Below are 23,983 nucleotides of genomic sequence, written 5' to 3'. Positions count from 1 at the left end.
GCGACCCCCGATGGGGGTGGGAACACTCATAATTTTCGAAGAATTACTGGAATTGTTACATCTCAATATTTTTTCAAAGTAATACTGAGCGATAAAAAAATTTACTTCGCTGGTATCTGCGTCTCTGTCCCCGCTCTTCTCCCCCGCTTCTCTCTCCACGCTTTGATCTCTTCCGGCAGGCTGACAAGCCCGCGGGGCAGGAAGATGATCGTGAGGATAAGGATGACACCGATGATAACGTACCGGCCGAAGGTCATCCCGGTCTCTTTGAGCCCTTCCCAGATGATGGTGAGCACGACCGTGCCGATGACCGGCCCGATGAGGGTGCCGAGACCTCCGAGAATGACATATGTAATCGGCCAGAACGAGTTCTCGGCGCCGTACAGTTCCGGTGTGAGGTAGCCGATATGATGGATCTGGAGCGCTCCGGCGACTCCCGCAAGATAAGCAGACATCGCGAATGCGAGGAGGCGGTACCGGACCGGATCGATACCAGCCGCCCGCGCCTCGAGCTCGTTCTCGCGAATCGCGAGGAAGGCAAGGCCCACCTTCGACTTCATAATGTACCAGATGGCGAAAAGAGAGAGCAGGGTGATGGCAAGGACGATGTAGTATTCGATGGTCTGGTATCCCGCCACGGACGCGCTGATGATGCGGGGAGACGCGATACCGTCCCAGCCCCCGCTGACCGGTGCGAGCACGCTGACGGTCAGGGTCTGGACTATGATGGCGAACCCGAAGGTGACCATGGCAAGGAACCATTCCTTGAGCCGCACGCATGTGAGCCCGATAAGGATGCCGATGAATGCCGCAACAGCTCCGCCAAGGAAAACAGTTACCAGCGGGGGAATGCCGGCCTTTGCGGCAATGAGGGTGGAGGCATACGCCCCAATCCCGAGGAACGCGGCATGGCCAAGCGATCCCTGTCCCGAGTAGGCAAGGAGGTTCCAGGCCGATGCGAAGATGACGGCAATAAGCATGAGAACGAGGAGGTTGATGATGAACATATTGTCGGTCAGGAACGGGAGAACCGCAGCAACGACAACCGTGATGATACTCCCGTACTTCACCAGGCGATCGCGGTCTGTCAGCATCGGTCCTCAGTCCTCCTTCTCGCCGAACAAGCCGGTCGGCCGCACGATCAGAACGACAATGAGGATGACAAACGAGATCGCGTCCTTCCAGATTCCGCCAAGGAGATATGCCGCACCGTTCTCGGCAAGCCCCATCAGCAGGCCGCCGATGACTGCCCCGGGAATGCTGCCAAGGCCCCCGAGGATGATGATCGCAAATGCCTTGACCGCTGGTATCGATCCGATGTACGGGTTGAAGACCTGCCCGCTCACGACCCAGAGCGTTCCCGCTGCTGCGGCAAGGGCGCACCCGAGGCCGAAACTGACGACATCGATCCGTTCGACATCGATCCCGACAAGCATCGCCCCCTTCCGGTTCTGGCTTGCCGCCTGCATCTGCATACCGATCGTCGTCTTCCGTATGAACAGGTACAGCCCGCAGAGGATAGCTGCGGTGATGATCATGATGAGAATATAGTCCAGTGGTACGTCGAGAGTCCCGATTGGCACAGTGATACCGTTGTACGGGCTCCGGATGCTCTGCCATTCATCGGTCCAGATGATTGCAGCCCCGTTCTGGATGATGTAAATGAGGCCGATGGAGAGGAAGATCTCGTTGAGCTTGCCGGTACCAAGGATAGGGCGGAAGCAGAGCCGCTCAACAGCAGCGCCCATGACGATAAGGGCAAGCATGGAAACCAGCATGATCACGTACGGGTTAATGCCGGTTAAGAGAAAGATTGTCGCCGTGATATAGGCGCCGATCATCAGGAATTCGCCGTGCGCGAAGTTCACGACTTTCATAACGCCGAAGATAAGGTTCAGGCCGGTGGCGAGCAGGATATAGATACAGCCGGCATAAAGCCCCCAGAAAATGATCTGCAGAAACGTGCTGATGTCGTCCATGATCCTGCTCTGTATCCTGATATGTTCTGATAGTCTATCTGTGCGTGGTAAATAAAAAAGGGAGGTCTGTTCTCAGGAGGCAGGGCCCGGTACATACCAGGATGGCAGGACAAATTCTGTTGTCTTCAGGTTGTCAGGCCAGACGATTTTCGGCCGTGTCTCCCCTGCAGTAGCATCCATCGAAAGCTGCTCCATCCAGAGATCGAACGTCGATTCGCGGAAATCCGGGGAGAACGAGATGGTCTGATCCTTCATCGCGTGGACCACCTGGGGCATCTTCAGGTCAACGAGCGCCTGACGGACTGCTGCCTTATCGGTTGTCCCGGCATTGCTGATTGCCCGTGAAGCGATAAAGATGCCATCGTAGGTCGAGGCTCCCATCATGTCCGGGTAGGTTTTGAATTTTGCAAAGTATGCCTGTTTGAACCCGTTCTGTGCATCGGAGACTGCTCCGGCAGGGGCAATATACGGGGAGTACCGGCTCTCGATGACAGCACCCTCGCCATATTGCCCGAGGTCCTTGTAGAACTGGGCATTGTCATTGTTCTCGACATTGAGGAAGATTGTGTTGAGACCGATATCCCTGCGTGCCTGTGTGATGGCCGGGGCGCCCTCGTTCGGGAAGGCCCCGAGGTAAACCGCGTCGGGGTTTGCTGCCTTGATGGCCGTCAGCTGGGTGCGGAAGTCGGTGTCGCCCATCTTGTAACTCTGCTGGGAGACAAGCTGGATATTCAGTTTGTTCTTCGTGATCGTGTTATTGACCGCGGTCTGCACACCCTTGCCGAACGCCGTATCCTGGTAGAGCAGGGCAAGCCGGAACGGCCGGCTCTCGGCAGCGCCGAGTTTCTTGTTCACCGCGGGACGGATGACCTGGTCGATGAATTTTGTTGTATACTCACCATAGGTATCGGTCGTCGGACAGTGGTGGAAGACATAACTCGTGTCGATACCGTCCGTCCGGTGGGTGATGATCGGGCTCGATGCGCCGGTCACGACAAACGGGATTTTGTTGTCGGCAATAACCTGCTCGTATGCAGATGTGACAGCGCTCGAGTAGCCCCCGACAAGGATGTCGACCTTATCATCGGTGATCAGCTTGGTTGCGGCCTTGTTGCCGCCCGTTGCAGTCGATTCATCGTCACCGACAATGAGCTGAATCCGGGCCTTCGACCCGTCTTTCATGGTCACGCCACCGTCTCCATTGATCTTTTCAGCTGCAACCTGTGCAGAATTCCACATGTTGGTGCCGACATTGCTCGCGGGGCCGGTCAGTGATGCAATCACACCGATCTTGATAACACCGGAAGATGCCGCACCCGGTGCTGCGGTGCCTGAAGGCTGCTGTTGTGCCGGTTGCGACTGGGAACATCCGGCAATGAGAGCGGCCGCGATAATGAGGGCCGCGATTATGAGAACACGATAGTTCATGGGATCTCCTCTATGCTATGATATAGCATGACATATTATGATACGGGGCTGGGCTTATAAAAAATATCGATTCTGTTGCCCCGGTGGTGCCCTGCTGAATAATACTGGTGCAGGTATAATTATCAGGGAATCGGCAGGAAACGAACGATCCACATACGGCATAAACCCTTTATTCCGTTACTCCCCATATCTGCCGGCATGAAATATACGGCGCGGCATATCCGGCGTTTTCTTGAAACGGGAAAGATTGATGCAAGGCTCTGGAAGAACCATTTCCCCTCCATCCTGCCATCCCATGTACCCACCTGCGAAGAGTGCAGCGAGTTCAGGGAGCGGACCTGCCCCGGCAGCCGGGACCCGGTCGATTGTTTCCTTGCAAAAGCCCCGGAAACGGCCCCCGCCGATTCGCCAAAGCAGAAAAAACGCGACCCGATGCTCGGCCTTGGCATGAAAGGGCTTTCAGCACACGGCACGGCAAAGCCCCGGGACCAGTCGAAGATGTAAGACGGGAAATACTATCGCATCTGATAAATTTTCCGGAGATTTTTTCCGGATAATTCTCGGTTTTTATTTACTTTTTTTGATCAAGAAGAATCAACTTCTTCCCGTGCATTAGCTGGTGGCGATAGCTTCCTTATAAGGATTCATGAAGAATATTCGAGAGGGCTCCCCTCATCAGGGCCGCTCCGCGGCACGGCGGAGCGAGAGCAGGTCCGGGAAACAGGAACTGAAGGCCGCCGCTGGAGCGCCCCCGCGGGGGCGGCGGCAGATATCGCAACGGGGGTATGGGGGCATCAGCTCCCATCAGTATTCAATTACAGTCTGGTGTAAACAATCGTTCATATCCGCTTCTCCAGGGCATCCGTTTAAAAAACTGGAAAAGCCCCTCATATCAATGGCAGCAATCAGCCGGAATAATTTGAAAAAGGAAAAAATGGAATTATTTCCCGCCAGTACCCGGCTTCATGCCGCGCAGGATGCCGATCGTGCCAGTGCGGACGAACTCCTTGACGCCGTACTGCCGGAGGAGCGTCACCATGGCCTCGATCTTGTCGGTGTCGCCGATGACCTGCAGGATGAGCGACTTGGGGCTGACATCAACGATCTGCGCCCGGAAGATCTCGGCGATCTGCATGATCTCGGCCCGGGATGTCCCGAGTTCTGCTGTTACCTTGATCAGCGCAAGCTCGCGCTCGACCCGCGGGTTATCGGTCAGGTCGGAGACCTTGATGACGTCGATCAGCTTGTTCAGCTGTTTCATGATCTGCTCGACCTTGTTGTCATCGCCGATGGCGACAATCGTTATCCGGCTCATTCCCGGCTCTTCACATGGGCCGACCGCGAGGCTCTCGATATTGAACCCGCGGCGGGAGAAGAGGCCGGTGACCCGCGAGAGTACGCCGGCCTTGTTCTCAACGAGGATGGAGAGCGTGTGTGGCTTCATGTGCGCGGATGCCCCCCTATCATCTCGTTGATTGCAGCACCGGCCGGGACCATCGGGAAAACGTTCTCTTCCCGCTCGATCCGGAAGTCCATGACGAACGGCCCGTTGCATTCCAGCGATGTTTTCAGTGCGGGAACAACCTCGTCCGGCGATTCAACCCGCACCCCTTCGATGCCGTAGGCGTTTGCGATCTTCACGAAATCAACCGGCGGAAGCTCGGTGAACGAGTACCGGCGGTCGTAGAAGAGCTCCTGCCACTGGCGCACCATGCCAAGGTAGCGGTTGTTGAGGATCGCGACCTTGACCGGGATGTTGTTCGCTGCGATGGTGCCGAACTCCTGGATGTTCATCTGGATACTCCCGTCGCCTGCGATATCGAAGACCGGTACGTCCGGGCGGGCGAAATGCGCCCCCATCGCGGCCGGCAGGCCGTAGCCCATCGTACCAAGACCCCCGCTCGTTATCCAGGTGCGGGGATGCCGGAAGCAGAAATGCTGGGCCGTCCACATCTGGTTCTGGCCAACCTCAGAGACGATGACAGCGTTGCCCTGCACAAGCTCGCTCAGCTGGCGGATGATATACTGGGGGTGCAGGGCACCGTTTGACGGGCACTTGAGCGGGTGGTGCTGTTTCCAGTGCTTTATCTTCTTTATCCATGCATCGTGGCCGCTGCTCTTCTTGAGAAGCCCGAGCATGTCAGTGAGCACTGCTTTCACGTCCCCGACAATCGGGACATCGACCCGCTTGTTCTTGCCGATCTCGGCCGGGTCGACATCGATGTGGATGATCTTCGCGTTGGCAGCGAACGTCTCCGTTTTACCGGTGACCCGGTCATCGAACCGGACACCGATTGCAAAGAGCAGATCGCATTCGGTGATGGCGAAGTTGGCGTATTCCGTACCGTGCATGCCGAGCATGCCGAGATTGAGCGGGTGGTCGCCCGGGACTGCCCCGATCCCCATCAGGGTCGTGGTGATGGGAATCCCAAGCTGGGTCGCAACACTCATCAGTTCCGCAGAAGCATTCGAGGCGATAACGCCCCCGCCGGCATAGATGACCGGCCGTTCCGCTGCCGCTATAAGATGGAGTGCCTTCTCGATCTGTTTCTTGTGGCCGTGGTAGGTCGGGTTGTACCCCCGGAGCACGACTTTCTCGGGAAGGGGCGCATCCTTCACGCTCGTGGTACTGACGTCCTTGGGAATGTCGATCAGCACCGGGCCCGGCCTGCCGGTACCTGCGATGTAGAACGCCTCCTGGACAACACGGCTGAGATCCGCGGTATTCTTTACCAGGTAGTTGTGCTTGGTGACCGGCATCGTGATGCCGGTGATGTCCGATTCCTGGAAGGCATCGTTCCCCAGCAGGTTTGTCGGCACCTGCCCGGTAAGGGCGACGATGGGAATCGAGTCCATGTAGGCCGTTGCGATGCCGGTAACAAGGTTACATGCACCGGGGCCCGACGTGGCGAGGCATACGCCTACACGACCGCTTGCCCTCGCATACCCGTCCGCGGCATGCGCTGCAGCCTGTTCGTGCCGTACAAGGATGTGCCGAAGTGACGAGTCGTAGAGTTCATCGTAGATCGGCAGCACCACTCCGCCCGGGTATCCGAAGATAATGTCGGTACCTTCGCGCTGGAGCGATTCGACGAGGATTTTTGCCCCGGTTTTCATGTTCTGTCCCTCAGTAGTCTGTTCATGCCGGCGATCATCGCCTCGACACTTGCCATGATGATGTCGGTGCGCGCGCCGCGTGAAGTAATTATCTTCCCGTCTTTACTTAATCTTACTGTAACCTCGACAAGCGCGTCGGTACCGCCGGAGATTGCATCGACATGGTACTCTTCGAGCCGGATATCTGCAACGTCCCCAACGCACTTGCGGAGCACCTCCATGGCAGCATCCACCGGCCCGTCACCGGTTGCTGCACCGGTCATTTCGACGTCGTTTACGAGCAGGGTGACCGATGCGGTCGGAATCATGTTGCTGCCGGAGACTGCGGTGAACTGCCGCATCCTGATGATCGGCTTGCACTCGATGGCGAGTACGGCGTCGGCAACGGCCATCAGGTCGGCGTCGGTTACCCGCTTACCCTCGTCGCCAAGCTGCTTGACTCTCTTGACGATCTCCTTCAGCTGCCGGTCGTCGGCCTTGTAATTCATTTCATGGAGGGCCGCTTCGACCGATGCTGAGCCGGAGTGCTTCCCGAGGACGATACGCCGCTTGCGTCCAACCATCTCCGGCTTGACCGACTCGTACGTTGACGGCTCGCGGATCACGCCGTGTGCATGGATGCCGCTCTCGTGCGTGAACGCCATCTCGCCAACGATCGCTTTGTTCACGGCAAGCGGGACGCCCGTGTGCCGGGAGACAAGACTCGAGAGGGGGTAGAGAAGTTCCTTGCGAATCCGCGTATGGTACCCGTACAGGACTTCGAGCCCCATCACCACTTCCTCGAATGGCGTGTTACCGGCCCGTTCCCCAAGACCGTTGACGGTCACATGGGCACAGGAGGCGCCGGCTTTTAAGGCAGCCATGGTGTTGGTCACCGCAAAACCGAGGTCGTCGTGGCAGTGGATGGAGAGCGGTGCAATCTTCGCAAGCGGGGGGATATACTCCGCAGCTTTCTCCGGGGTCAGGAGCCCGACCGTATCGCAGAAGCAGAGCCGGTCTGCACCGTGCTCAACGCCCTGCGAGAAGATCGTGTGAAGGAACTTCTGGTCGGCCCGCGATGCATCCTCGCCGGACAACTCGACGATGAGCCCCCTCTCCTTTGCATACTCCACGGCATCCATGGCCATCGCGACGACCTCGTCGCGGGTCTTGCGCATCTTCTTTGCTATGTGAAGATCACTGACAGGAATGACGAGGTGGATCGAGTCCGCGTTGCAGTCCGCTGCATAATCGATGTCTGTGCGGAGCGCCCGGACGAACGTGCAGATCTCTGCGGAGAGTCCGGCATCGGCAATCCGGCGGATTGCTTCACGCTCGCCGTCCGATGCAGCTGCAGAACCGGCCTCGATAACATCGACACCAATGTCCGAGAGGCGCGAAGCGATTTCAAATTTCTGTTCAGGTTTCAGCGAGACGCCGGGAGTCTGTTCCCCGTCCCGTAATGTCGTGTCCAAAAAGCGCAGGTTATCGGCGAATAAAACACTCACTCATGGTATTCACCATGGATAACCGTGGGAGAGGAGAATATAAAAAAGAATCGTGCACCACGCTGAAAAAGAAGAGTAATTAACTGTCAGTTCCAAGATCGATACAAGAATTTTGACACGAACGCAGCACCAACGGATGCGATCAGGTTTTTCCCGATACTAGGTGAAAAAACGCAATTTCGTGCCGGCCCGTATATCCCTGACTGGATGCCTCAATCCCCTCACTTACAAACAAGGCTCTGTAGAAAACTTCCCTGATAGCATCTGATTACGATAGAGCCACGGGCGCTCGGGGGCTGTCGACATTCGCGCCGTGAAGTATAGTTTTATCCAGGCCCACAAAAAATTGTCGAAAATGGTGTCAAAGGGGCTTGCCCCCTCGGGCTGCTTCCCCATCCGGAGGAGAAAGGGGGTCACTATCGCAATTCCAATGAGAGCGTTGTAGAAATGGAATTCTATAGAGCCAAAAACGAAAATCGATCCGGCCCCCCTGACGATTTTGTTAAACTTTGGGAGACCCCCCCACATCTTCAGCCCATTCCGACGCCCCTACTCAATCCTGGGTAGCATGCCTTTTTCACGACTCACGCCAGTAATCCCACACGAAAACCCGTACCGACACCTGTCCTCCGGCCCTATCTACGCGGTTATGGGTAGGGGGCTCTCCGCCAGACCCCCCTGCCAACTTTTTTTCCGGAAGGGGGTGACCCCCCCTATCACGTGTGCGGCGGGTAGGGGGGGGTATCTCCACAGTATCCAGCTGGCAATCCCCCTGCCCCCACCACAGACCCTATATCCCGGCAATTCCCACTAACCGGCAACGTACCTGTGAACCCCATGCCACTCTTCAGAAAATCCGAACCCGCCCGTTCTCTTGACACTGCAGACCCCATCAGCCGGCAGTGCAGCGAGCTGAAAGCAGCGAAAACACGGGGCGAACTCGGCATGGGTATTGCACGGATTGTTCTTGCACATTCCCCCAAAGAGATCCAGCAGATGAAGCGCAACTTCGATACAAAAGTCCTGGACCTTCCGGCGGAATACCGGGACAGGTTGTCAGCAAGGATCACCGAGCACCTTCTTGGTACTTTCCAAAGGATACGGCTCGATGATCAGCAGGGAATATTGAAAACGCTTCACCAGCCCCTGTCGGAGGACCAGAAGAATTACTGGGATATGGTCGGGCGGCAGTGTTCCGGTGAAGGCGAAGCGGATGCCCCCGCACTCAGGTTCCTGAAGTACCTCCTTGCCGGGTACTGCATGCTGGTGCTGGACGAGCCCGGGCACCCGCCGGGCACACCCTTTCCCGGCGGGGACGAGGTCGAGTTCACGAACGGCATATATTACTGCCCGGTGCGGGACAGGGAGGGCGATGTCGACGCGGCCCTCTGCCCCTGGTGCCCGGCCCGGCAGACTCCGCAGATCGGATATCTCCGCCCGGCAACCCGGCCGACCGAGCGGAACAAACAGGAACTCATCGACAACTGCTACCGGTACCATAATTTCAATGGGTGATGACTCTAGAGTCTCAATAGTCCGGACACGGCAGCCACCGGATCGCCGTATCTCTCCCTTGTACAGAAAGAAGAATATATTTTACCATACGGCAATCTCTGTAAGTGTCCCCGACGCGGATGGGCGTCATGGCATGACAGGCATGGAGAAACGGCATGGATTCACAGCAGGCGATCATGGACAAGTCCTCCCTTTTCATAAACCGCGAACTGAGCTGGATCCGGTTCAACCGCCACGTCCTCGATGAGGCTCGCGACGAGACCCACCCGCTGCTGGAACGCGTGAAGTTCCTTGCGATCTTTGCCAACAATCTCGACGAGTTCTTCATGATCCGGGTCTCGGGCCTCCAGCGACAGCTCGCAAAAGGCGTCCTGAAATCGCCGCCTGACGGCATGACCCCGTCGCAGCAGCTGGATGGCATCCGGAAAATGCTCATCCCCGAGCTTGAGACGCAGTACAGGGTCTGGCACGACGAAATCCTGCCCCGGCTTGATGAAGCGGGGATCCATATCCACATGTACAGCGGCCTCACGAATGCCCAGAAGGACGCAATGCACACCTTCTTTGTCAACGAAGTGTTTCCTGTCCTGACCCCGCTCGCCTTCGACAGTTCGCACCCGTTTCCGTTCATCTCAAACCTCTCCCTCAACCTCGCAATCGTCATCCGCGATCCGGCAAAAAAGGAATACTTCGCCCGCGTAAAAGTGCCGACAAACCTCTTCTCCCGGCTGGTACGCATACCCGGCCCTGGCACGGCCGGGACAGGAAAGGACGCGGACGTCCACCTGATCTATCTTGAGGAGATCATCGCCGCCCATCTCGACATGCTCTTCCCGGGCATGGAAGTGATCGCATCGTTCCCGTTCCGGATTACCCGCGATGCCGACCTTGAGATCGAAGTGGATGAAGCTTCTGATCTGCTGACAACGGTCGAGGAGATCATGGAGCAGCGCGCCCGGGGAAAACCGGTCCGTATCGAGATGGAATGCGGCATGCACGACAACATCTGCCACATGCTCGAGAAGAAACTGGGAGTGCCGTCCGATATGATCTACCGGATCGGTCACCCGGTAGGCATGGCGGATCTCATGCAGCTCATGTCGCTGGACCGCCCGGATCTCAAGGACATACCCTTTGCCCCGTCGGTTGCAGCCGAGCTCGGGGAAGGAAAGGATATCTTTGCCGCAATCCGCGACCACGACATTCTCCTTTACCACCCGTACGACAGTTTCACACCTGTTGTGAATTTCCTCCAGCAGGCTGCCCGCGATCCGGATGTGCTGGGGATCAAGATCACGCTCTACCGTGTCGGCTCCAATTCTCCGGTTGTTAATGCCCTTATGGAAGCCCGCGAGAACGGGAAAGCGGTTGCCGCACTGATCGAACTGAAAGCCCGGTTCGATGAGGAGAACAATATCGGCTGGGCACGGGCACTCGAACATCTCGGTGTCCATGTTGTCTACGGCGTGGTCGGGCTTAAGGTCCATGCCAAGCTCTGCATGGTGGTCCGGAGGGAAAAGGACGGGATCCGGCGGTACGTCCACCTCGGCACCGGAAATTACAATGCAACAACAAGCCGCATCTATACCGACTTCGGGATGCTCACCGCGGATCGGGCGATCGGCGACGATGTCGCAAACCTGTTCAACTTCCTGACCGGGTATGCCCGGATCGAGCAGTACCGGAAACTGCTCGTTGCACCTGTCACGCTCCGGAAGGGCATCATCGACCGGATCGACCGGGAGATCAGCCATCATCGGGAACATGGCGACGGGCACCTCGTCTTCAAGATGAACGCCCTTGTCGACCCGATCTGCATCGAGGCGCTGTACCGCGCTTCACAGGCCGGCGTCAGGATCGACCTGCAGGTCAGGGGGATCTGCTGCCTGCGGCCGGGGATTCCCGGCATCAGCGATACCATCAGGGTTACTGCCATTGTCGGCAGGTTTCTCGAGCATGCACGGATCTATTATTTCCGGAACGGCGGAAACGAGGAAGTCTTCCTCGGCAGCGCGGACCTGATGCCCCGGAACCTCGACCGGAGGGTCGAGGTTCTGTACCCGGTCGAGACCCCGGTTATCCGGGATGCCATCAAATCCCGGATTCTCCCCGTCCAGCTCGGGGATAACGTCAAGGTCCGGACCATGCAGCCGGACGGGACTTATACCCGCCGGCAGCCGGGATCTGACGAAAAACCCCTCAATGCCCAGACATGGTTTGTCGAACACCGGGGCACCCTGTATGATCCCACCCGGTAATTATTCCGTCTCCCGTTCCGGCAGGTGCTGGTACGGGATGCAGAAACTTCCATCCCTTCTCGAAGCATTCACCAGAGAGATCCCGGGCGTGAAGGATGGAAAGGACATTGAATATATCCACCGCATGCGTGTGGCCTCCCGCAGGCTCCGGGCCGCGCTGCCGCTCTTCGAGCCCTGTTTTCCGGAGAAAGAGTACCGTGCCTGGATGCGGCAACTCTCAAAAATCACCCGTGCGCTGGGGGAAGCACGCGATACCGATGTCCAGATTGCGTTCCTCCAGAAACACCAGAAGAAGGACAGATCCGGAAAACTGCGGCAGGGGTTGCGGAATGCTGCAGTTGAACCGCCGGAATCTCCTGCGATCCGGTACCTCCTGGCAGAATTGCAGAAAAAACGCTCGCGCATCCAGGACCGGGTGCTGGTATCTCTCGGGGGGCTTGAGAAGAGCGGTATAACCGGTGCAATGCAGACGGAGTTCTCCCGGCAGGTCCTGGATCTCCGCGCTGCACGGAGACGTCCTCCCCTGCACGGTCTTCCTGCCATTGCCGCATACCGCATCAGCAGGAGGCTGTCCCGCCTCCTGCATTATGAACCCTGGATACATCACCCCGAAGCGGTTGCCGAGCACCATGCCACCCGGATCGCGGCAAAAAAACTCCGGTATACCATGGAGATCTATGGTACCCTGTACAGGAACGGTCTGAGAAAACCGCTTGTGCGGGTCAAGAAGATCCAGGAAATGCTCGGAGATATCCATGACTGCGATGTCTGGATCGACCACGTTTCCCAGATCCTTCTCCGCGAACGCACCCTCCTGCGAAGTTCGCGCAGCTCCGAACGACCCGATCCGGCCACGCTTGCCAGCCTCCGGACATTCCTGCGGCAGCGCGAGGGAGCGCGGATGCAGATGTACCGGAGGTTTGTCCGGTTCTGGGAATCGCTTTCCCGTGCAGGCCTCTGGGCAGATCTCCTGCGGACGCTTGACACCGGGCGCCGTACTCTTTTCCTCCCGCCTCCGCGTCCGGAGAGTGACGGGATACCGGATGCTGTCAAAGCCCTTGCCGGCCAGGTACCCGATGTTGCCGAACACAGCCGGCACGTGACCCGTCTTGCCCACGTACTCTTTGATTCTCTCGTGTCATTGCATGGTCTTGGATCCCGGGACCGTTCACTGCTGGAGGTTGCCGGGCTTCTCCATGATACCGGCTGGTCCGGCGGAAAAGACGGCCACAGCGGGCGCGGGGCGCTCATTGTATTCACCGATGAAACCCTGCCGTATGATCTCCAGGAACGGGCTATCATCAGTCTGGCTATCGCCTGCCACCGCGGCCAGGCAGACCCTGACTCGCTTCCGTTCTTCTCTCTGCTGACAACGGAGAACCGGGAACGGGCTCTCGCGCTTGCGGCATTGCTCCGGGTTGCCGACGGCCTCGATTTTATGCATTCCGGAGCAGTCCGTTCGATCCGTTGTACGCTGGTGTCTGACAAGGTATTCATCGATGTTGAAGGGGCTGGTGACCTTGCCGCAGAAAAGGAGCGTGCCCGCCTCAAGGGAGATCTCTTTGCACGGGTGTTCCACAGTCGGCCGGTGGTGCGATGAAACGGCGGAAGATCGGCCAGAGCGGGAGGGTCGTCTCGTTCATCGATATCGGTACAAACTCCGTCCGCCTCCTTGTCGTGCGGCTCAACCCGAATCATTCGTACTCGATCCTGACCCGGCAGAAACAGCAGGTGCGGCTTGGCGAAGGGGAGTTTGAGGACGACGAGATCAGGGAGGAAGCCATCCAGCGGCTCGTCACGGTGTGCAGGACATTTGCCGGGCTCTCGCGCACATTCTCGACCGAGGAGTTTGTCGCAGTCGCGACTTCTGCCATGAGGGAGGCCTCAAACCAGACAACGATCCTTCACCTGCTGCGGCAGGAGGCGCAGATCGATGTCCGCGTCATCTCCGGCCAGGAGGAGGCCCGGCTCATCTATCTTGGTGTCGCGAGCGGGTTCCATCTGGAGGAACGGCAGGCATTCTTTATCGATATCGGGGGCGGCAGTACCGAGATCGCGGTCGGGAATGATCGGACGTACCAGTACCTCAACAGCTTCAGGCTCGGCGCTATCAGGCTCTCGAACCTGTACCTCCCCCGGGATGACACAGGGCCGGTCAGTCCCGACCAGTACCGGCGGCTCCAGCACCATATCAGGGATGCAATTATCCATGGCGTAAAAAAAGTCCGAATGCTTCAACCGGCTATGGGAATCGGCAGTTCCGGCACGATTACGAACCTTGCGGAGATAGCAGCAAAGACCCGGAATGCCGATGGCGGGAGCGATGAGGAAATTCTTTCACTGAAGGACCTGCAGAAAGTCATCGCGATGCTGTGCAGTCTTCCCCTTGACCAGCGGAAGAAAGTCCCCGGCATGAATCCGGAGAGGGCGGATATTATTATAGCCGGTGCGGCGATACTGGAAGCGTTCATGAAAGAGACCGGGCTCGATACGATCACGGTCACCGGCCGCAGCCTCCAGGACGGGCTTTTGATCGATTATCTCTCGAGAATCGATGATTTTCCCCTGCTGGGGGAGCTCTCGCCACGCGAGCGCAGTGTCCTTCAGCTGGGGAGATCCTGCGGTATCAACGAAGCCCATGCCCGGACCGTCACCACCCTTGTGCTTGAGCTCTTCGATTCGGCAAAAGATCTGGGTCTTCACGATATCGGCGACAATGAACGTGAACTGGTCGAGTACGCGACATTCCTCCATGATATCGGGTCATTCATCTCGTACACGAACCATCATGCCCATTCCTATTATATCATAAAAAATTCCGAACTCCTGGGCTTTGATGAGCGGGAGATAACCTTCATGGCCAACATTGCCCGTTTCCACCGCAAACGTGCTCCAAGGAAGAAGGACCCGGAGATCATGGATCTCGAACCCCGCGAGCGGGAGGTCCTGAGGATCCTGAGCACGTTTGTCCGGCTTGGCGAAAGCCTTGACAGGAGCCATACCGCGCTGATCCAGCATGTCAGATTCAGTCATGCGGACAAAGAGACAGTCCATCTCGACGTGATTGCACGGGGGGACTGCCAGCTCGAGATCTGGGGTGTCGAAGCAGAGAAGAAGGAGTTTTTAAAGACCTTCGGCCGGCAGCTCGTGATCGAGCGGGTCCGGGCAGAGTGAACGACGGAACTGCCTGTCTCCGGTGTCCCATTCACGGTCTGAAAAAAAGCAGTATATCCGGGGGAATGAAGCAGGCAGGTTATTTTCCGGTAAGAATCCGGACATCTGCAACAACCGCATTGCCCGACATCTCAACACGATACGAACCCGGGGCCCTCACCATGAATTCCTGGCGGGTTTCCGAACCAAATCCTTTCTGGAATCCCTGCTGCTCGACAAGTCCTCCATTACCGGCATCGTACACGCTGACTTTGAACCATGAATTCGGGCTGATGTACGACGTTGTGATCATGTTCCCCACATCGTTGACCTTCTCCCGTATCTCGGTCTGTGGAGTGATATTGAATTTGATATACAGGGGTGGGGATGTCAGGTCCTGGGAAAAGATAGCTTTCTGGCCATTGAACTCCTGGTTGATTGCATAGACCTGCTTATAGGTTTCCGTGTATTTTTCTTCGTACGTGTGACTGGCGGAAGGAGTGTCTGCAGGAACAGGAAGAGAAGTATACACCGGATTGTATTGTGCCGGCGGTTGTGTCTGAAACGGTGTCTGGACCAAGGATTGTTGTTTTTGCACTTGGCCGGTACCCTGTGTCCCGCTTATCAGCGGAAGTCCGACAAAATAGACCACCGCGATAATAACAAGGAGAACGATGATGCCCGCAATGAGCATACCATGCCCGGATTTTCCTGCGGGTGGCGGTGGTGCCGCCTGGAACGGGGGGGATGCAGCAGGAGGGACCGGTCCGGCATACGTCGGGGGAACAGCAGGGGTTTGTTCAACAGGTGCTCCGCAGTATTCACAGAACTTTTTCCCGGGTTCAACCTCTTTTCCACAGGATGTGCAGAACGGCATACGATCACCATTGATTACGATAATGAGGTTCTTTATCGTTTTGGTATGGTAAGGGTGTCTTCAGACACCCGAAACAGGAATGAGCCGCAGGCTCTTCGATATTTGAGAGTCATCAGCCCGAAACACAAGATGAATCCGCAGGTTCTTTAACGTCCTCCAAATCCGGAGGGACCTGGTGGATACTGCAGGAAAAGGAAATCCGGGTTTTTTTCAGGATCTGATGGAAAAAAAAAATCAGATCTTCGTGATATCGATTTCCCACGTCCCTTCATAGGGAATGAGTTTCGTATCCTGGAACCGGAGATTCAGTCTCGCGCCCTTCTTCAGTGAACTGAATGCCTCATCAGTCGGTATGGGGATGGTACTTTTTCCCGAAAATTCTCCGCCGGGACTTACCATGCCGATGAAGATGTTCTTTCCCCAGTATACTTCTCCGGAAGGATCTGAAAGGCTCGGGTAGGCTACAAGAGAGACCGGTTTATTTCCGGCACCCCTGACCCGAATCGTGATATCAACCTGATTCAGGCGGGTTCCTGAAGAAACACCTTTGATATCAGTTATTTCGGCCGTGAATTTATTCCCCTCTTTTTCAAAAACAGCATACTCGTTCAGCTGGAGATTTTTTTTGGCTGCGGTAAGGTTGGAGAAATAGGAGGTACATCCAGCCGATAGTACCATGAGTCCTAATATGCACACAGGAATTATTTTTCTCATGAGAACAAATCGGTATATCTGTAAAAAAGATTTTTGATTTGTTGTCTGGCAGAGGTCTTTTCAGAACTTCTTGACAGCCTGGACAAGCTTTGCGACGGTTTCCTGCGCATCGCCATAGAGCATCCGCGTATTGTCACGGTAGAACAGGTCGTTCTCGATTCCGGCAAATCCCCTGCCCTGGCCCCGCTTGAGGACGATAACGTTCTTTGCCTGTTCCACATCAAGGATTGGCATTCCGAAGAGCGGGCTTCCCTGCCGGTGGGCAGCCGGGTTGACCGTATCGTTGGCCCCGATGACAAGAACGACATCCGTTCCCGAAAATTCCGGGTTTATCTCGTCGCGGTCGAAAAGTTTGTCGTACGAGACGCCGGCCTCGGCAAGGAGGACGTTCATGTGCCCGGGCATCCGTCCTGCAACAGGATGGATAGCGAATTTTACCTGGATATTTTTGCTTTCGAGAAGATCGGTGAGTTCCTTGACCTTCTGCTGGGCCTGGGCAACCGCCATCCCGTACCCCGGGGCGATGATAACCGAGTCCGCATATGCCAGCATGACAGCAACGTCGTCGGGCTCGACAGGTTTCATGCTGCCCTTGATCCGGGCATTGTCCTCTTCGGTTGCGCCGAACGCGCCAAACAGGACATTCGGGATCGAACGGTTCATTGCCTTTGCCATCTGGAGGGTCAGGAGCGAACCTGCTGCGCCGACAATGATACCCGCTATGACCATAGCATAGTTCGGTGTAGCAAAGGAGAAACCATCAAGGGCAACCGCAAGCCCGGTGAACGCGTTGTACATCGATATGACGACCGGCATATCGGCACCACCGATGGGGAGGGTCATGAGGATACCGAATCCCAGCGAGAGTACGAAGAACAACGGGAGATACAGCGAGACGGAGAGCGGGACCCAGGCCGGCTGCAGGATGATAAGTATTCCGGAGACAAGCGCAAGAGCGAGAACCGCCATGTTCACGACCTGCTGGCCTGGGAACGTGATGGGCCGGGGCCGCATCCAGCCCTGGAGTTTCATGAACGCGATGATGCTGCCCGAGAACGAGACCGCACCGATGAGTCCCCCTACAACGGCAACAGCAGCCGTAGCCGGTGACGGCGTACCCAGAAGCGCCGCTGCCGAGATCCCTGCGGCAGCGCCGCCGCCCATGCCGTTATAGAGGGCGATCATCTGGGGCATATCGGTCATTGCAACGCGTTTTGCTGCAATATAGCCGAAACCTCCTCCGATGACAATAGCGATGGCGATCAGGGCAAGATTCGTGAGGTCAGGAGTGATGAACGTCACAAGGGTCGCGATCAGCATTGCCGCGCCTGCCCAGACAATCCCGCTCCGGGCCGTGAGGGGATGGCTCATCCGCTGCATCCCGACAATGAAGAAGAAGATCGTCACAATATAGACCGGGTCGATAAGCCATGAGAATTCGGCCATCTTATGCCTCCTTTTTGGGTTTCTTCCCGCTCTTGTCAAACATCTGGAGGATTCGCTCCGTGACAACGTAACCGCCGGTTACGTTCGCTGCACCGAGGACAACTGCAACAAACCCGATTGCCTGTTCGAGCGGGGTTGCTGCAAGACCGAGGGCCACCATTGCGCCGACCAGCACGATACCGTGGATGAAGTTCGAACCGCTCATCAGGGGCGTGTGGAGGATGGAAGGTACCCTGCTGATAAGGACGTAGCCGGTGAATGCCGCAAGCATGACAATATAGATCGAGATCCAGATCATGGGAAGTTCTGTCATGGGTTTCCTCCTTTCAGGAGATCGCGTGCCGGCCCGTACCGGACCTCTCCGTTGTGGACCAGCAGGCTTGCTGCAAGGATCTCATCACCGAATTCACCGATAAGCGATCCGTCCTTGCTGATGAGGAGTGAAAGGAACGCGTGGAGGTTCCTGGCGTACATCTGGCTGGAATGAAACGGAATCCTGGCCGGCAGGTTCTGCGGCCCGATGATCATGACGCCGTGCTCGCGGATGGTCTTTCCTGCCTGCGTCAGTTCGCAGTTTCCGCCCGTTTCTGCAGCCATGTCGATGATGACGGCACCCGGCCGCATCCGTGCAACGGTCTCCTTCGTAATGAGGACGGGTGCTTTCCGGCCGGGGATTGCCGCAGTCGTGATGATGATGTCCGCCCGCGCAACCGCAGCCGAGACCATCTCCTGTTCCTTTACCTTCTCTTCGGCAGTGAGTTCGCGGGCATATCCGCCCTGGCCTTCGGCATTGATCTCGAGCTCGAGAAATTTTGCCCCGAGGCTCCGGACCTGCTCGCCCGCAGCGCGCCGGACATCGTAGGCCTCGACAATGGCCCCGAGCCGCCTGGCCGTTGCGATTGCCATCAGCCCGGCTACTCCGGCACCAAGGATAAGGGCTGTTGCCGGGCGTATCGTTCCTGCGGCGGTTGTCAGCATTGGCAGGAACTTCGGGCAGTTTTCGGCACCGAGGATGGCAGCAACATATCCGCCAGCGGTTGCCTGGGAACTGAGCGCGTCCATGCTCTGGGCACGGGTGATCCGGGGGACAAGTTCAAGGGAGAACGCCGTAATTTTCCGGTCGCGCATCCGTGCAATCGCCGCAAGGTTTCCGGTCGGGTTCATGAAACCGATCACGACAGTCTGTTCGGCAAGCTGATCGATATCGGCAACCGTGGGGGGCTGGACGCGCAGGACGATCCGGGCTCCGTTCAGCAGTTCTGCCCTGCCGGCAACGATCTTCGCACCGGCAGCAGCATAGAGATCATCGGGATAGTATGCAGCCGCTCCTGCATCGTGTTCGATCCTGACCTCGTGGCCGGCCTTCACTATCTTCTGGACGATGTCAGGGACGATAGCCACGCGCTGTTCTCCGGGTGCGGATTCTCTCGGGACAGCAATAACCACGGGCTGCGCAGTCTTCTGTGTTTCCTGTACTGTGCCGGGGGAACTCACTATGTCCACCCCGCCGGTTCTGCTTCTCTGCCGCGGAACAACCTTTTCACTCCATGGGTAATTTGCAATGTACCCTATCGGTTGGACCTAGATCTTCTTTATCTTACGCACCCGGACCGCAACACCGCGATGGCAGCGCTTCATCTCGTCCGCCGGCAGGGCGGCCCGTCCGGTCCCGAGGACACGCGCACCCACGATCTGCACCTCGTCGCCGTCACGGATTGCAGGATCGGCAGACACTACCCCGGGTGCGAGGATATCGCCTTCCGGGATGAAGTCGTCAATATGGACACGGTAGCCATCCGGTATGAGGTTCCACCCGTCCAGCGTGGGCCGGAGCATCCCCGTTCCGGTATCAATGGAGAAGAGCTGGACATTGTTCCGGCTGTAGAAGACCTCGGGGAAATGTCCCCGGAGGGTTATTCCCTTTGTATCGACACTGCAGTTGAACTGGTACGAGATCATGCCGTGAAGCCTGTCGTCCTTTATCCGGCGTTCACCGGCCAGTGCGGAATCGAGTGCATTCAGCGCTGTGCTGCCGGTGGGATGTCCGGTACAGGAATATTCAAGGGAGATCCCGCAGTCGTCAGCCGCCATCTGCGCCACATGCAACGCGCCGCCTTCGAGATGGGCAATGATGCGCCGGTACCGGTGCTTCCGGAAATACCGGGAGAGGATGCCGGCTATGACGGTGCATTCTTCGGCATCCCAGTACCCGGTGACCGGAACGTCGTAATGCCCGGCCGGATACACCGTTTCAAGTTCACGGGGAACCAGTCCCAGCGGGGAGGTCACGATAAGCTCATGGGCGCGGCCGCCGACAGCCTGCTGGAACTTCCGGTGGCTCTGCGAGAGCGAGTAGGGCTTTTTTGCAGAGCAGGGGAGGAGCACAGCAACATCGGTCTTCGGCGGGATGTACCGTTCAACAACCCGCTCCGCGAACCGCCGGACCTCCGCACGCTGCATCGACTCTGCGGAGTTCGCCCGCATGACACCGGCCCGTGCAATGGGTTGTGCCCGTTCCATACACACATAGTTCCGGTCAAGGTGACGCATGATGGCAACATGTGCGGCATCGAAGCGGCAGCGGGCTTCCACGAGATCGCGGAGCTGTCCCGTTGCAATAAAATGGCTGACAAGAGCAATCTCCTGCCGAAGTGCATGGCGGTTATGCTCCCGGAGATCCCCGGCTTTACAGCCCGGGCAGGAGCACATCCCCTGAGACAGAGCCTCGTATGGAAGGTCCCCCTCCGGCGTGCAGAACCTGCCCTGCACAGACTTCAGGTCAACGGCGGTATAATCGAAGAGATCAAAACCGGAATAACAGAGAATTGCGGCATTTGCCGGTAACGCGGATGCGGGGGCATACCACAGGGTGTCACCCGGGTTCTTCTCTTTCATGCCGATGAGCCAGTCAGTATAATTACGCGGGTTCAGGAACGCGGTATGCCAGTTGGCAACCATCACGCAGTCCCCGCTCTTCGCATGGCTTGCGATCTGCGGGTGGATGGTGAGCGGCTGGTCTTCTTCCTGTGGTGGAAATTTTTCTACGAGTGCCGCCGGGGCACAGAGCGGGAGGCTGGAATTGGAACGTATGGAAAGATCAGGAAATAATCCCTGAGGATCGACGACAGCGGGAAGGGCAACCGGGCCGGCAGAACCGGGTTCGAGAATCCCCGTCCGGGCAAGGCCGTCACGTTTCCGGAAATTAATCCGCATCATGGATCACCCGGATATCTCCCAGTATTTCGCGGACAACCGGCACCCAGCGCTGGCCGCAGACAACGGTGAACCTGCTCCCGGGATGACTCCCCATGAGGACCCGGACTCCCCGGCATCCCTGGCGGACCATGGCATCGTCCCATTCGGGGATCTCCGACGGCCCGATCGGGAATGTCTCTTTCAGTTCCCTGGGATACGGCCCGAAAGGCGGTTTGAAGAACAGGGTGGTATCAAACGCGTCCCGCTCGCCGCCATCGAATGCCACGAGGACGTTCTTCCCAACGGGGATGCGGGACAGGTTCTCCTGATACCGGAGGACTTCCGTCCGCCGGCAACTCTCATCGCCCCGGTAAAAGAACCGTCGTTTGGAGACTGCATCGTATGGTGCAAGTTCCGGGGCACGATCGAGCAGGGACCGGTACCCAGACAGGAGCTGCGGGTGGCTCCGGCACCGTTCGTCGACGAGCTCCCACAGCGTCCCGTCTGCAATGGCCTGCCGGATCCGGGAAATCTCGGCAAGAGTGACATGGAGGTTATGGAGCGCGAGGAGACGCTCGCGGTCCGGGTCCGACCGGAGTTCTTCTGCCGTGTGTGAACGGCAGACCGCACAGGCACATGGGAGATCGGTGAGCTCGTTGATCCGGTAGCTGCCGTGTGCCGTAAGGTACCGGCCATCCTTTGCGTACAACGCGTATGCTGCTGAATCAAACAGATCGCAGCCCATGGCGGTGGCAAGGGCGAACATGGACGGGTGGCCGGCGCCGAAGAGGTGGACGCATGCCGAAGGAGAGAGTGTCTTCTTCGCAGCCATCACCACGCTGACGAGATCGCGGTACCGGTACGCCTCCATGAGCGGTACGACTGCACCGATCGGGCAGAATGAGAAACCCAGGGCGGTCACATCGCGGCCGGCCCGTTCGCGGAGGTCGTCGAAGATTCCGCCCTGGATCGGGCCGGCAAGAGGGGCATCGCTGCCGAATACCTCTTTTGCCTCCCTGAGGCGCTGCATGGTTATGGCAAGCTCCCGTTCCGTTGTCGTCCGGTCGGATCCCGGTGATGTCGGGATATCGAGCGGCACCCAGATATCGCTGCCGATGTCTCTCTGGAATGCAAGGGTCTCGGTATTGGTGATGGAAACCTCCCCGTACACCGAAAGCTGGAACGAACCGGAATCGGTCATGATGATGCCGTCATAATCAAGGACCCTGTGCAGGCCTTCATCCAGCGCGCGTTCGCGGAACTGCCTGCTCTGGGAAAAGATATACGCATTGGTGATGAGCGCCCCGACCCCCATCGCCCGCATCTCATTGGGGGTCACCAGAGGGAGGTGGGGGTTGATGACCGGGAGAAGAGCCGGAGTTTTTATAGACTTTTTTCCAACGGTCAGTTTCCCGCTCCGTCCTGCGATATCGCTGGCAAGACTTTCGAATGCTATTCCCATACCGCAATCCCCGGTTCGCTTTCTATATGCTGCGATAAGGTTAAACCATTATGCCTTTTCGGATTTTTTGTGCTCGGCGAAGATCTGGCCTTCGAAGATGAGTACTTCGATATTCCTGCTGGTCCAGCATTTCCCGGACAGTCCCGCCTTCACGCAGGTATGATCGAGGAACGTCTTTGCATCCCAGCCATACTCGGTGGCTACCTGCGGGAGCAGGAGTCCGCTGGTCCCCATACCCCGCACGATGAGCCCGTGTTTTCCGATGATGACCTTTTCCGGACGCCTGGCAGGGTCGCCGGGAATCGGTTCCGGAACCGTTAAGATCGTCACCTCGAGTGATATCTCGGAAAGCTCGTCTTTTACAACCGGCGGGAACCGGGGATCTTCCAGCGCAGCAGCCTTTGCCGCGTGAATAATTGCGTCGCCAAGCGGCATAACCGGATAGGGAAAACCAATACACCCGCGAAGGTTCCCGTTCCTGGTGAGCGTCACAAAGACCCCGCGTTTTTCATTGAAGACCGGCGTCAGGCTGGCAGGTGATTCCGGTCGTCGTGCTATTGCATGTTCGATGGCGGCGCGTGCAGAGCGAACCGCCATGGCACCCTCGTCGTCTGTGAGCTGCATGGCATAATTCCCCTTGCTTGTGACTGTCTTAGCGTGCCCGGCCTTAACAATCTATCGAACCCTCAGGTTCTGTACCTGCGACCGGTAAACGGGCGTTGCACTTATCTGTTCATATATCCATTTACTGTACGAGAGGGAGAGAGCGGCCGACGGTGATGTAACAGTCGCTGAGGAAAGTCCCCCCACCCACCGGGCACGCAGCCGTACGCAAGTACGGGTGGCGAGAGTCACGGCAATGGAACAGAAACGACACGGCCTGTTTTCAGTCATGATGCGGTCGAGCCGGAAGGCGAGAAGCACGGGTATTCGTGCGAGTAACCCGCTGAGCGTCAACAAACAGGATACGATGAAACGGCGAATCCCTGCGGGTGCAAGCCAGAACAGGACAACAGGACGCCCGGTCTCCGTCCGGGTTTGGCGCAGAGCTGAATGCCGCAAGAACAGAAGGAGGCTTACTCCTCCCACTCACCATTTTCCTAAAAACCGTTACCGATACGCTTGGCCGTATCCTGTTTTTCCGGTGCATTCATTTTCCGGCCCGCAATGAACTGTCAAATCCAGGTATCGGGGATATCCATGGAAGCTCCGCTGACATACCATGCGATGGAGATTCCATAGATTCTCTCCTTGTACGGGTCCTGGAAGATATTGGTACCCCCGATACCCGCAACCCGTTTCCGGATTTCCGGGTATTATTCCATGAACGAATGCTTCCCGATTGTGTTCTG

The 23,983-nt window shown here is 57.4% G+C and carries 19 protein-coding genes, 1 other RNA gene and 1 pseudogene; 6 read left to right on the top strand and 15 right to left on the bottom strand.

Going from position 1 to position 23,983, the window contains the following annotated elements; translation table 11 throughout:
• Positions 1-101: 101 nt before the first annotated feature.
• The 3 genes from A4E33_RS02430 to A4E33_RS02420 form a co-directional block, all read right to left on the bottom strand.
• The gene (locus A4E33_RS02430; protein ID WP_292346061.1) at positions 102-1,094 is read right to left on the bottom strand and encodes a branched-chain amino acid ABC transporter permease; all 993 of its coding nucleotides are present in this window, start codon (positions 1,092-1,094) and stop codon (positions 102-104) included.
• 6 nt (positions 1,095-1,100) lie between these two features.
• The gene (locus A4E33_RS02425; RefSeq protein ID WP_292346059.1) at positions 1,101-1,979 is read right to left on the bottom strand and encodes a branched-chain amino acid ABC transporter permease; all 879 of its coding nucleotides are present in this window, start codon (positions 1,977-1,979) and stop codon (positions 1,101-1,103) included.
• Positions 1,980-2,051: 72 nt separating this feature from the next.
• A complete protein-coding gene (locus tag A4E33_RS02420) occupies positions 2,052-3,407 on the bottom strand; it encodes an ABC transporter substrate-binding protein (protein WP_292346057.1) in 1,356 nt (451 codons plus the stop codon).
• Between the two features lie 198 nt (positions 3,408-3,605).
• Between A4E33_RS02420 and A4E33_RS02415 the strand changes: the two genes are divergently transcribed.
• A complete protein-coding gene (locus tag A4E33_RS02415; RefSeq protein ID WP_292346056.1) occupies positions 3,606-3,911 on the top strand; it encodes a hypothetical protein in 306 nt (101 codons plus the stop codon).
• A gap of 436 nt (positions 3,912-4,347) precedes the next feature.
• On the opposite strand, the gene ilvN is transcribed toward A4E33_RS02415, so the two are convergent.
• Genes ilvN through A4E33_RS02400 form a run of 3 tightly spaced genes read right to left on the bottom strand, consistent with a single transcriptional unit; the run spans position 4,348 to position 8,011 of the window.
• Positions 4,348-4,851: an acetolactate synthase small subunit gene (gene ilvN / locus A4E33_RS02410; protein ID WP_292346054.1), complete on the bottom strand. Its 504-nt coding sequence runs from the start codon at positions 4,849-4,851 to the stop codon at positions 4,348-4,350.
• The gene (gene ilvB / locus A4E33_RS02405) at positions 4,848-6,524 is read right to left on the bottom strand and encodes a biosynthetic-type acetolactate synthase large subunit (RefSeq protein WP_292346052.1); all 1,677 of its coding nucleotides are present in this window, start codon (positions 6,522-6,524) and stop codon (positions 4,848-4,850) included. The genes ilvN and ilvB overlap by 4 nt, the downstream gene beginning before the upstream one ends.
• Positions 6,521-8,011 carry a 2-isopropylmalate synthase gene (locus tag A4E33_RS02400; protein WP_292346050.1) on the bottom strand — a complete coding sequence of 497 codons (1,491 nt, stop codon included), beginning with the start codon at positions 8,009-8,011 and terminating at the stop codon, positions 6,521-6,523. The genes ilvB and A4E33_RS02400 overlap by 4 nt, the downstream gene beginning before the upstream one ends.
• An 837-nt stretch (positions 8,012-8,848) precedes the next feature.
• Here A4E33_RS02400 and A4E33_RS02395 point away from each other — a divergent pair.
• The 4 genes from A4E33_RS02395 (at position 8,849) to A4E33_RS02380 (ending at position 14,958) form a co-directional block, all read left to right on the top strand.
• Complete coding sequence (locus A4E33_RS02395; protein WP_292346048.1) at positions 8,849-9,526, top strand: DUF2115 domain-containing protein; 678 nt, start codon at positions 8,849-8,851, stop codon at positions 9,524-9,526.
• Between the two features lie 155 nt (positions 9,527-9,681).
• Positions 9,682-11,784, top strand: coding sequence for a polyphosphate kinase 1 (gene ppk1, locus A4E33_RS02390; RefSeq protein ID WP_292346046.1), 2,103 nt, complete (start codon positions 9,682-9,684; stop codon positions 11,782-11,784).
• A 37-nt stretch (positions 11,785-11,821) separates the two neighbouring features.
• Positions 11,822-13,384, top strand: a complete 1,563-nt coding sequence (locus tag A4E33_RS02385; protein ID WP_292346045.1) for a CHAD domain-containing protein — start codon at positions 11,822-11,824, stop codon at positions 13,382-13,384.
• Complete coding sequence (locus A4E33_RS02380) at positions 13,381-14,958, top strand: Ppx/GppA phosphatase family protein (protein ID WP_292346043.1); 1,578 nt, start codon at positions 13,381-13,383, stop codon at positions 14,956-14,958. The genes A4E33_RS02385 and A4E33_RS02380 overlap by 4 nt, the downstream gene beginning before the upstream one ends.
• Before the next feature lie 79 nt (positions 14,959-15,037).
• Here A4E33_RS02380 and A4E33_RS02375 read toward each other — a convergent pair whose 3' ends face one another.
• The 9 genes and pseudogenes from A4E33_RS02375 to A4E33_RS02340 all read right to left on the bottom strand — a co-directional run bounded on the left by A4E33_RS02375 (position 15,038) and on the right by A4E33_RS02340 (position 23,255).
• Entirely contained in the window at positions 15,038-15,631 is a 594-nt protein-coding gene (locus tag A4E33_RS02375; protein WP_292346041.1) for a hypothetical protein, read from the bottom strand.
• Positions 15,632-15,745: 114 nt separating this feature from the next.
• Positions 15,746-15,814 (bottom strand): annotated as a pseudogene (locus A4E33_RS14685) (zinc-ribbon domain-containing protein); the annotation flags it as partial.
• A 234-nt stretch (positions 15,815-16,048) separates the two neighbouring features.
• Positions 16,049-16,492 (bottom strand): hypothetical protein, encoded by a 444-nt coding sequence (locus A4E33_RS02370; protein ID WP_292346040.1) that lies wholly within the window; start codon positions 16,490-16,492, stop codon positions 16,049-16,051.
• A 96-nt stretch (positions 16,493-16,588) separates the two neighbouring features.
• Complete coding sequence (locus A4E33_RS02365; RefSeq protein ID WP_292346038.1) at positions 16,589-17,974, bottom strand: NAD(P)(+) transhydrogenase (Re/Si-specific) subunit beta; 1,386 nt, start codon at positions 17,972-17,974, stop codon at positions 16,589-16,591.
• A 1-nt stretch (position 17,975) separates the two neighbouring features.
• Positions 17,976-18,287 (bottom strand): NAD(P) transhydrogenase subunit alpha, encoded by a 312-nt coding sequence (locus tag A4E33_RS02360; protein WP_292346037.1) that lies wholly within the window; start codon positions 18,285-18,287, stop codon positions 17,976-17,978.
• Positions 18,284-19,468, bottom strand: coding sequence for a Re/Si-specific NAD(P)(+) transhydrogenase subunit alpha (locus A4E33_RS02355; RefSeq protein ID WP_292346036.1), 1,185 nt, complete (start codon positions 19,466-19,468; stop codon positions 18,284-18,286). Before A4E33_RS02355 ends, A4E33_RS02360 begins: the two co-directional genes overlap by 4 nt.
• Positions 19,469-19,555: 87 nt before the next feature.
• Positions 19,556-21,190, bottom strand: coding sequence for an archaeosine synthase subunit alpha (arcS, locus tag A4E33_RS02350; RefSeq protein ID WP_292346035.1), 1,635 nt, complete (start codon positions 21,188-21,190; stop codon positions 19,556-19,558).
• Positions 21,177-22,631 carry a tRNA guanosine(15) transglycosylase TgtA gene (gene tgtA, locus A4E33_RS02345; protein WP_292346033.1) on the bottom strand — a complete coding sequence of 485 codons (1,455 nt, stop codon included), beginning with the start codon at positions 22,629-22,631 and terminating at the stop codon, positions 21,177-21,179. Before tgtA ends, arcS begins: the two co-directional genes overlap by 14 nt.
• A gap of 48 nt (positions 22,632-22,679) precedes the next feature.
• Positions 22,680-23,255, bottom strand: a complete 576-nt coding sequence (locus A4E33_RS02340) for a TIGR00296 family protein (RefSeq protein ID WP_292346031.1) — start codon at positions 23,253-23,255, stop codon at positions 22,680-22,682.
• 130 nt (positions 23,256-23,385) lie between these two features.
• Here A4E33_RS02340 and rnpB point away from each other — a divergent pair.
• Positions 23,386-23,722: RNase P RNA component (rnpB, locus tag A4E33_RS02335), an RNA gene on the top strand.
• Positions 23,723-23,983 lie beyond the last annotated feature (261 nt).

The organism is Methanoregula sp. PtaB.Bin085 (assembly GCF_002067035.1).
In the GTDB taxonomy this organism is placed as follows: Archaea; Halobacteriota; Methanomicrobia; order Methanomicrobiales; family Methanospirillaceae; genus Methanoregula.
Note: the sequence above shows the minus strand (reverse complement) of the source record. Positions and strands in the feature narration are given on the sequence as shown.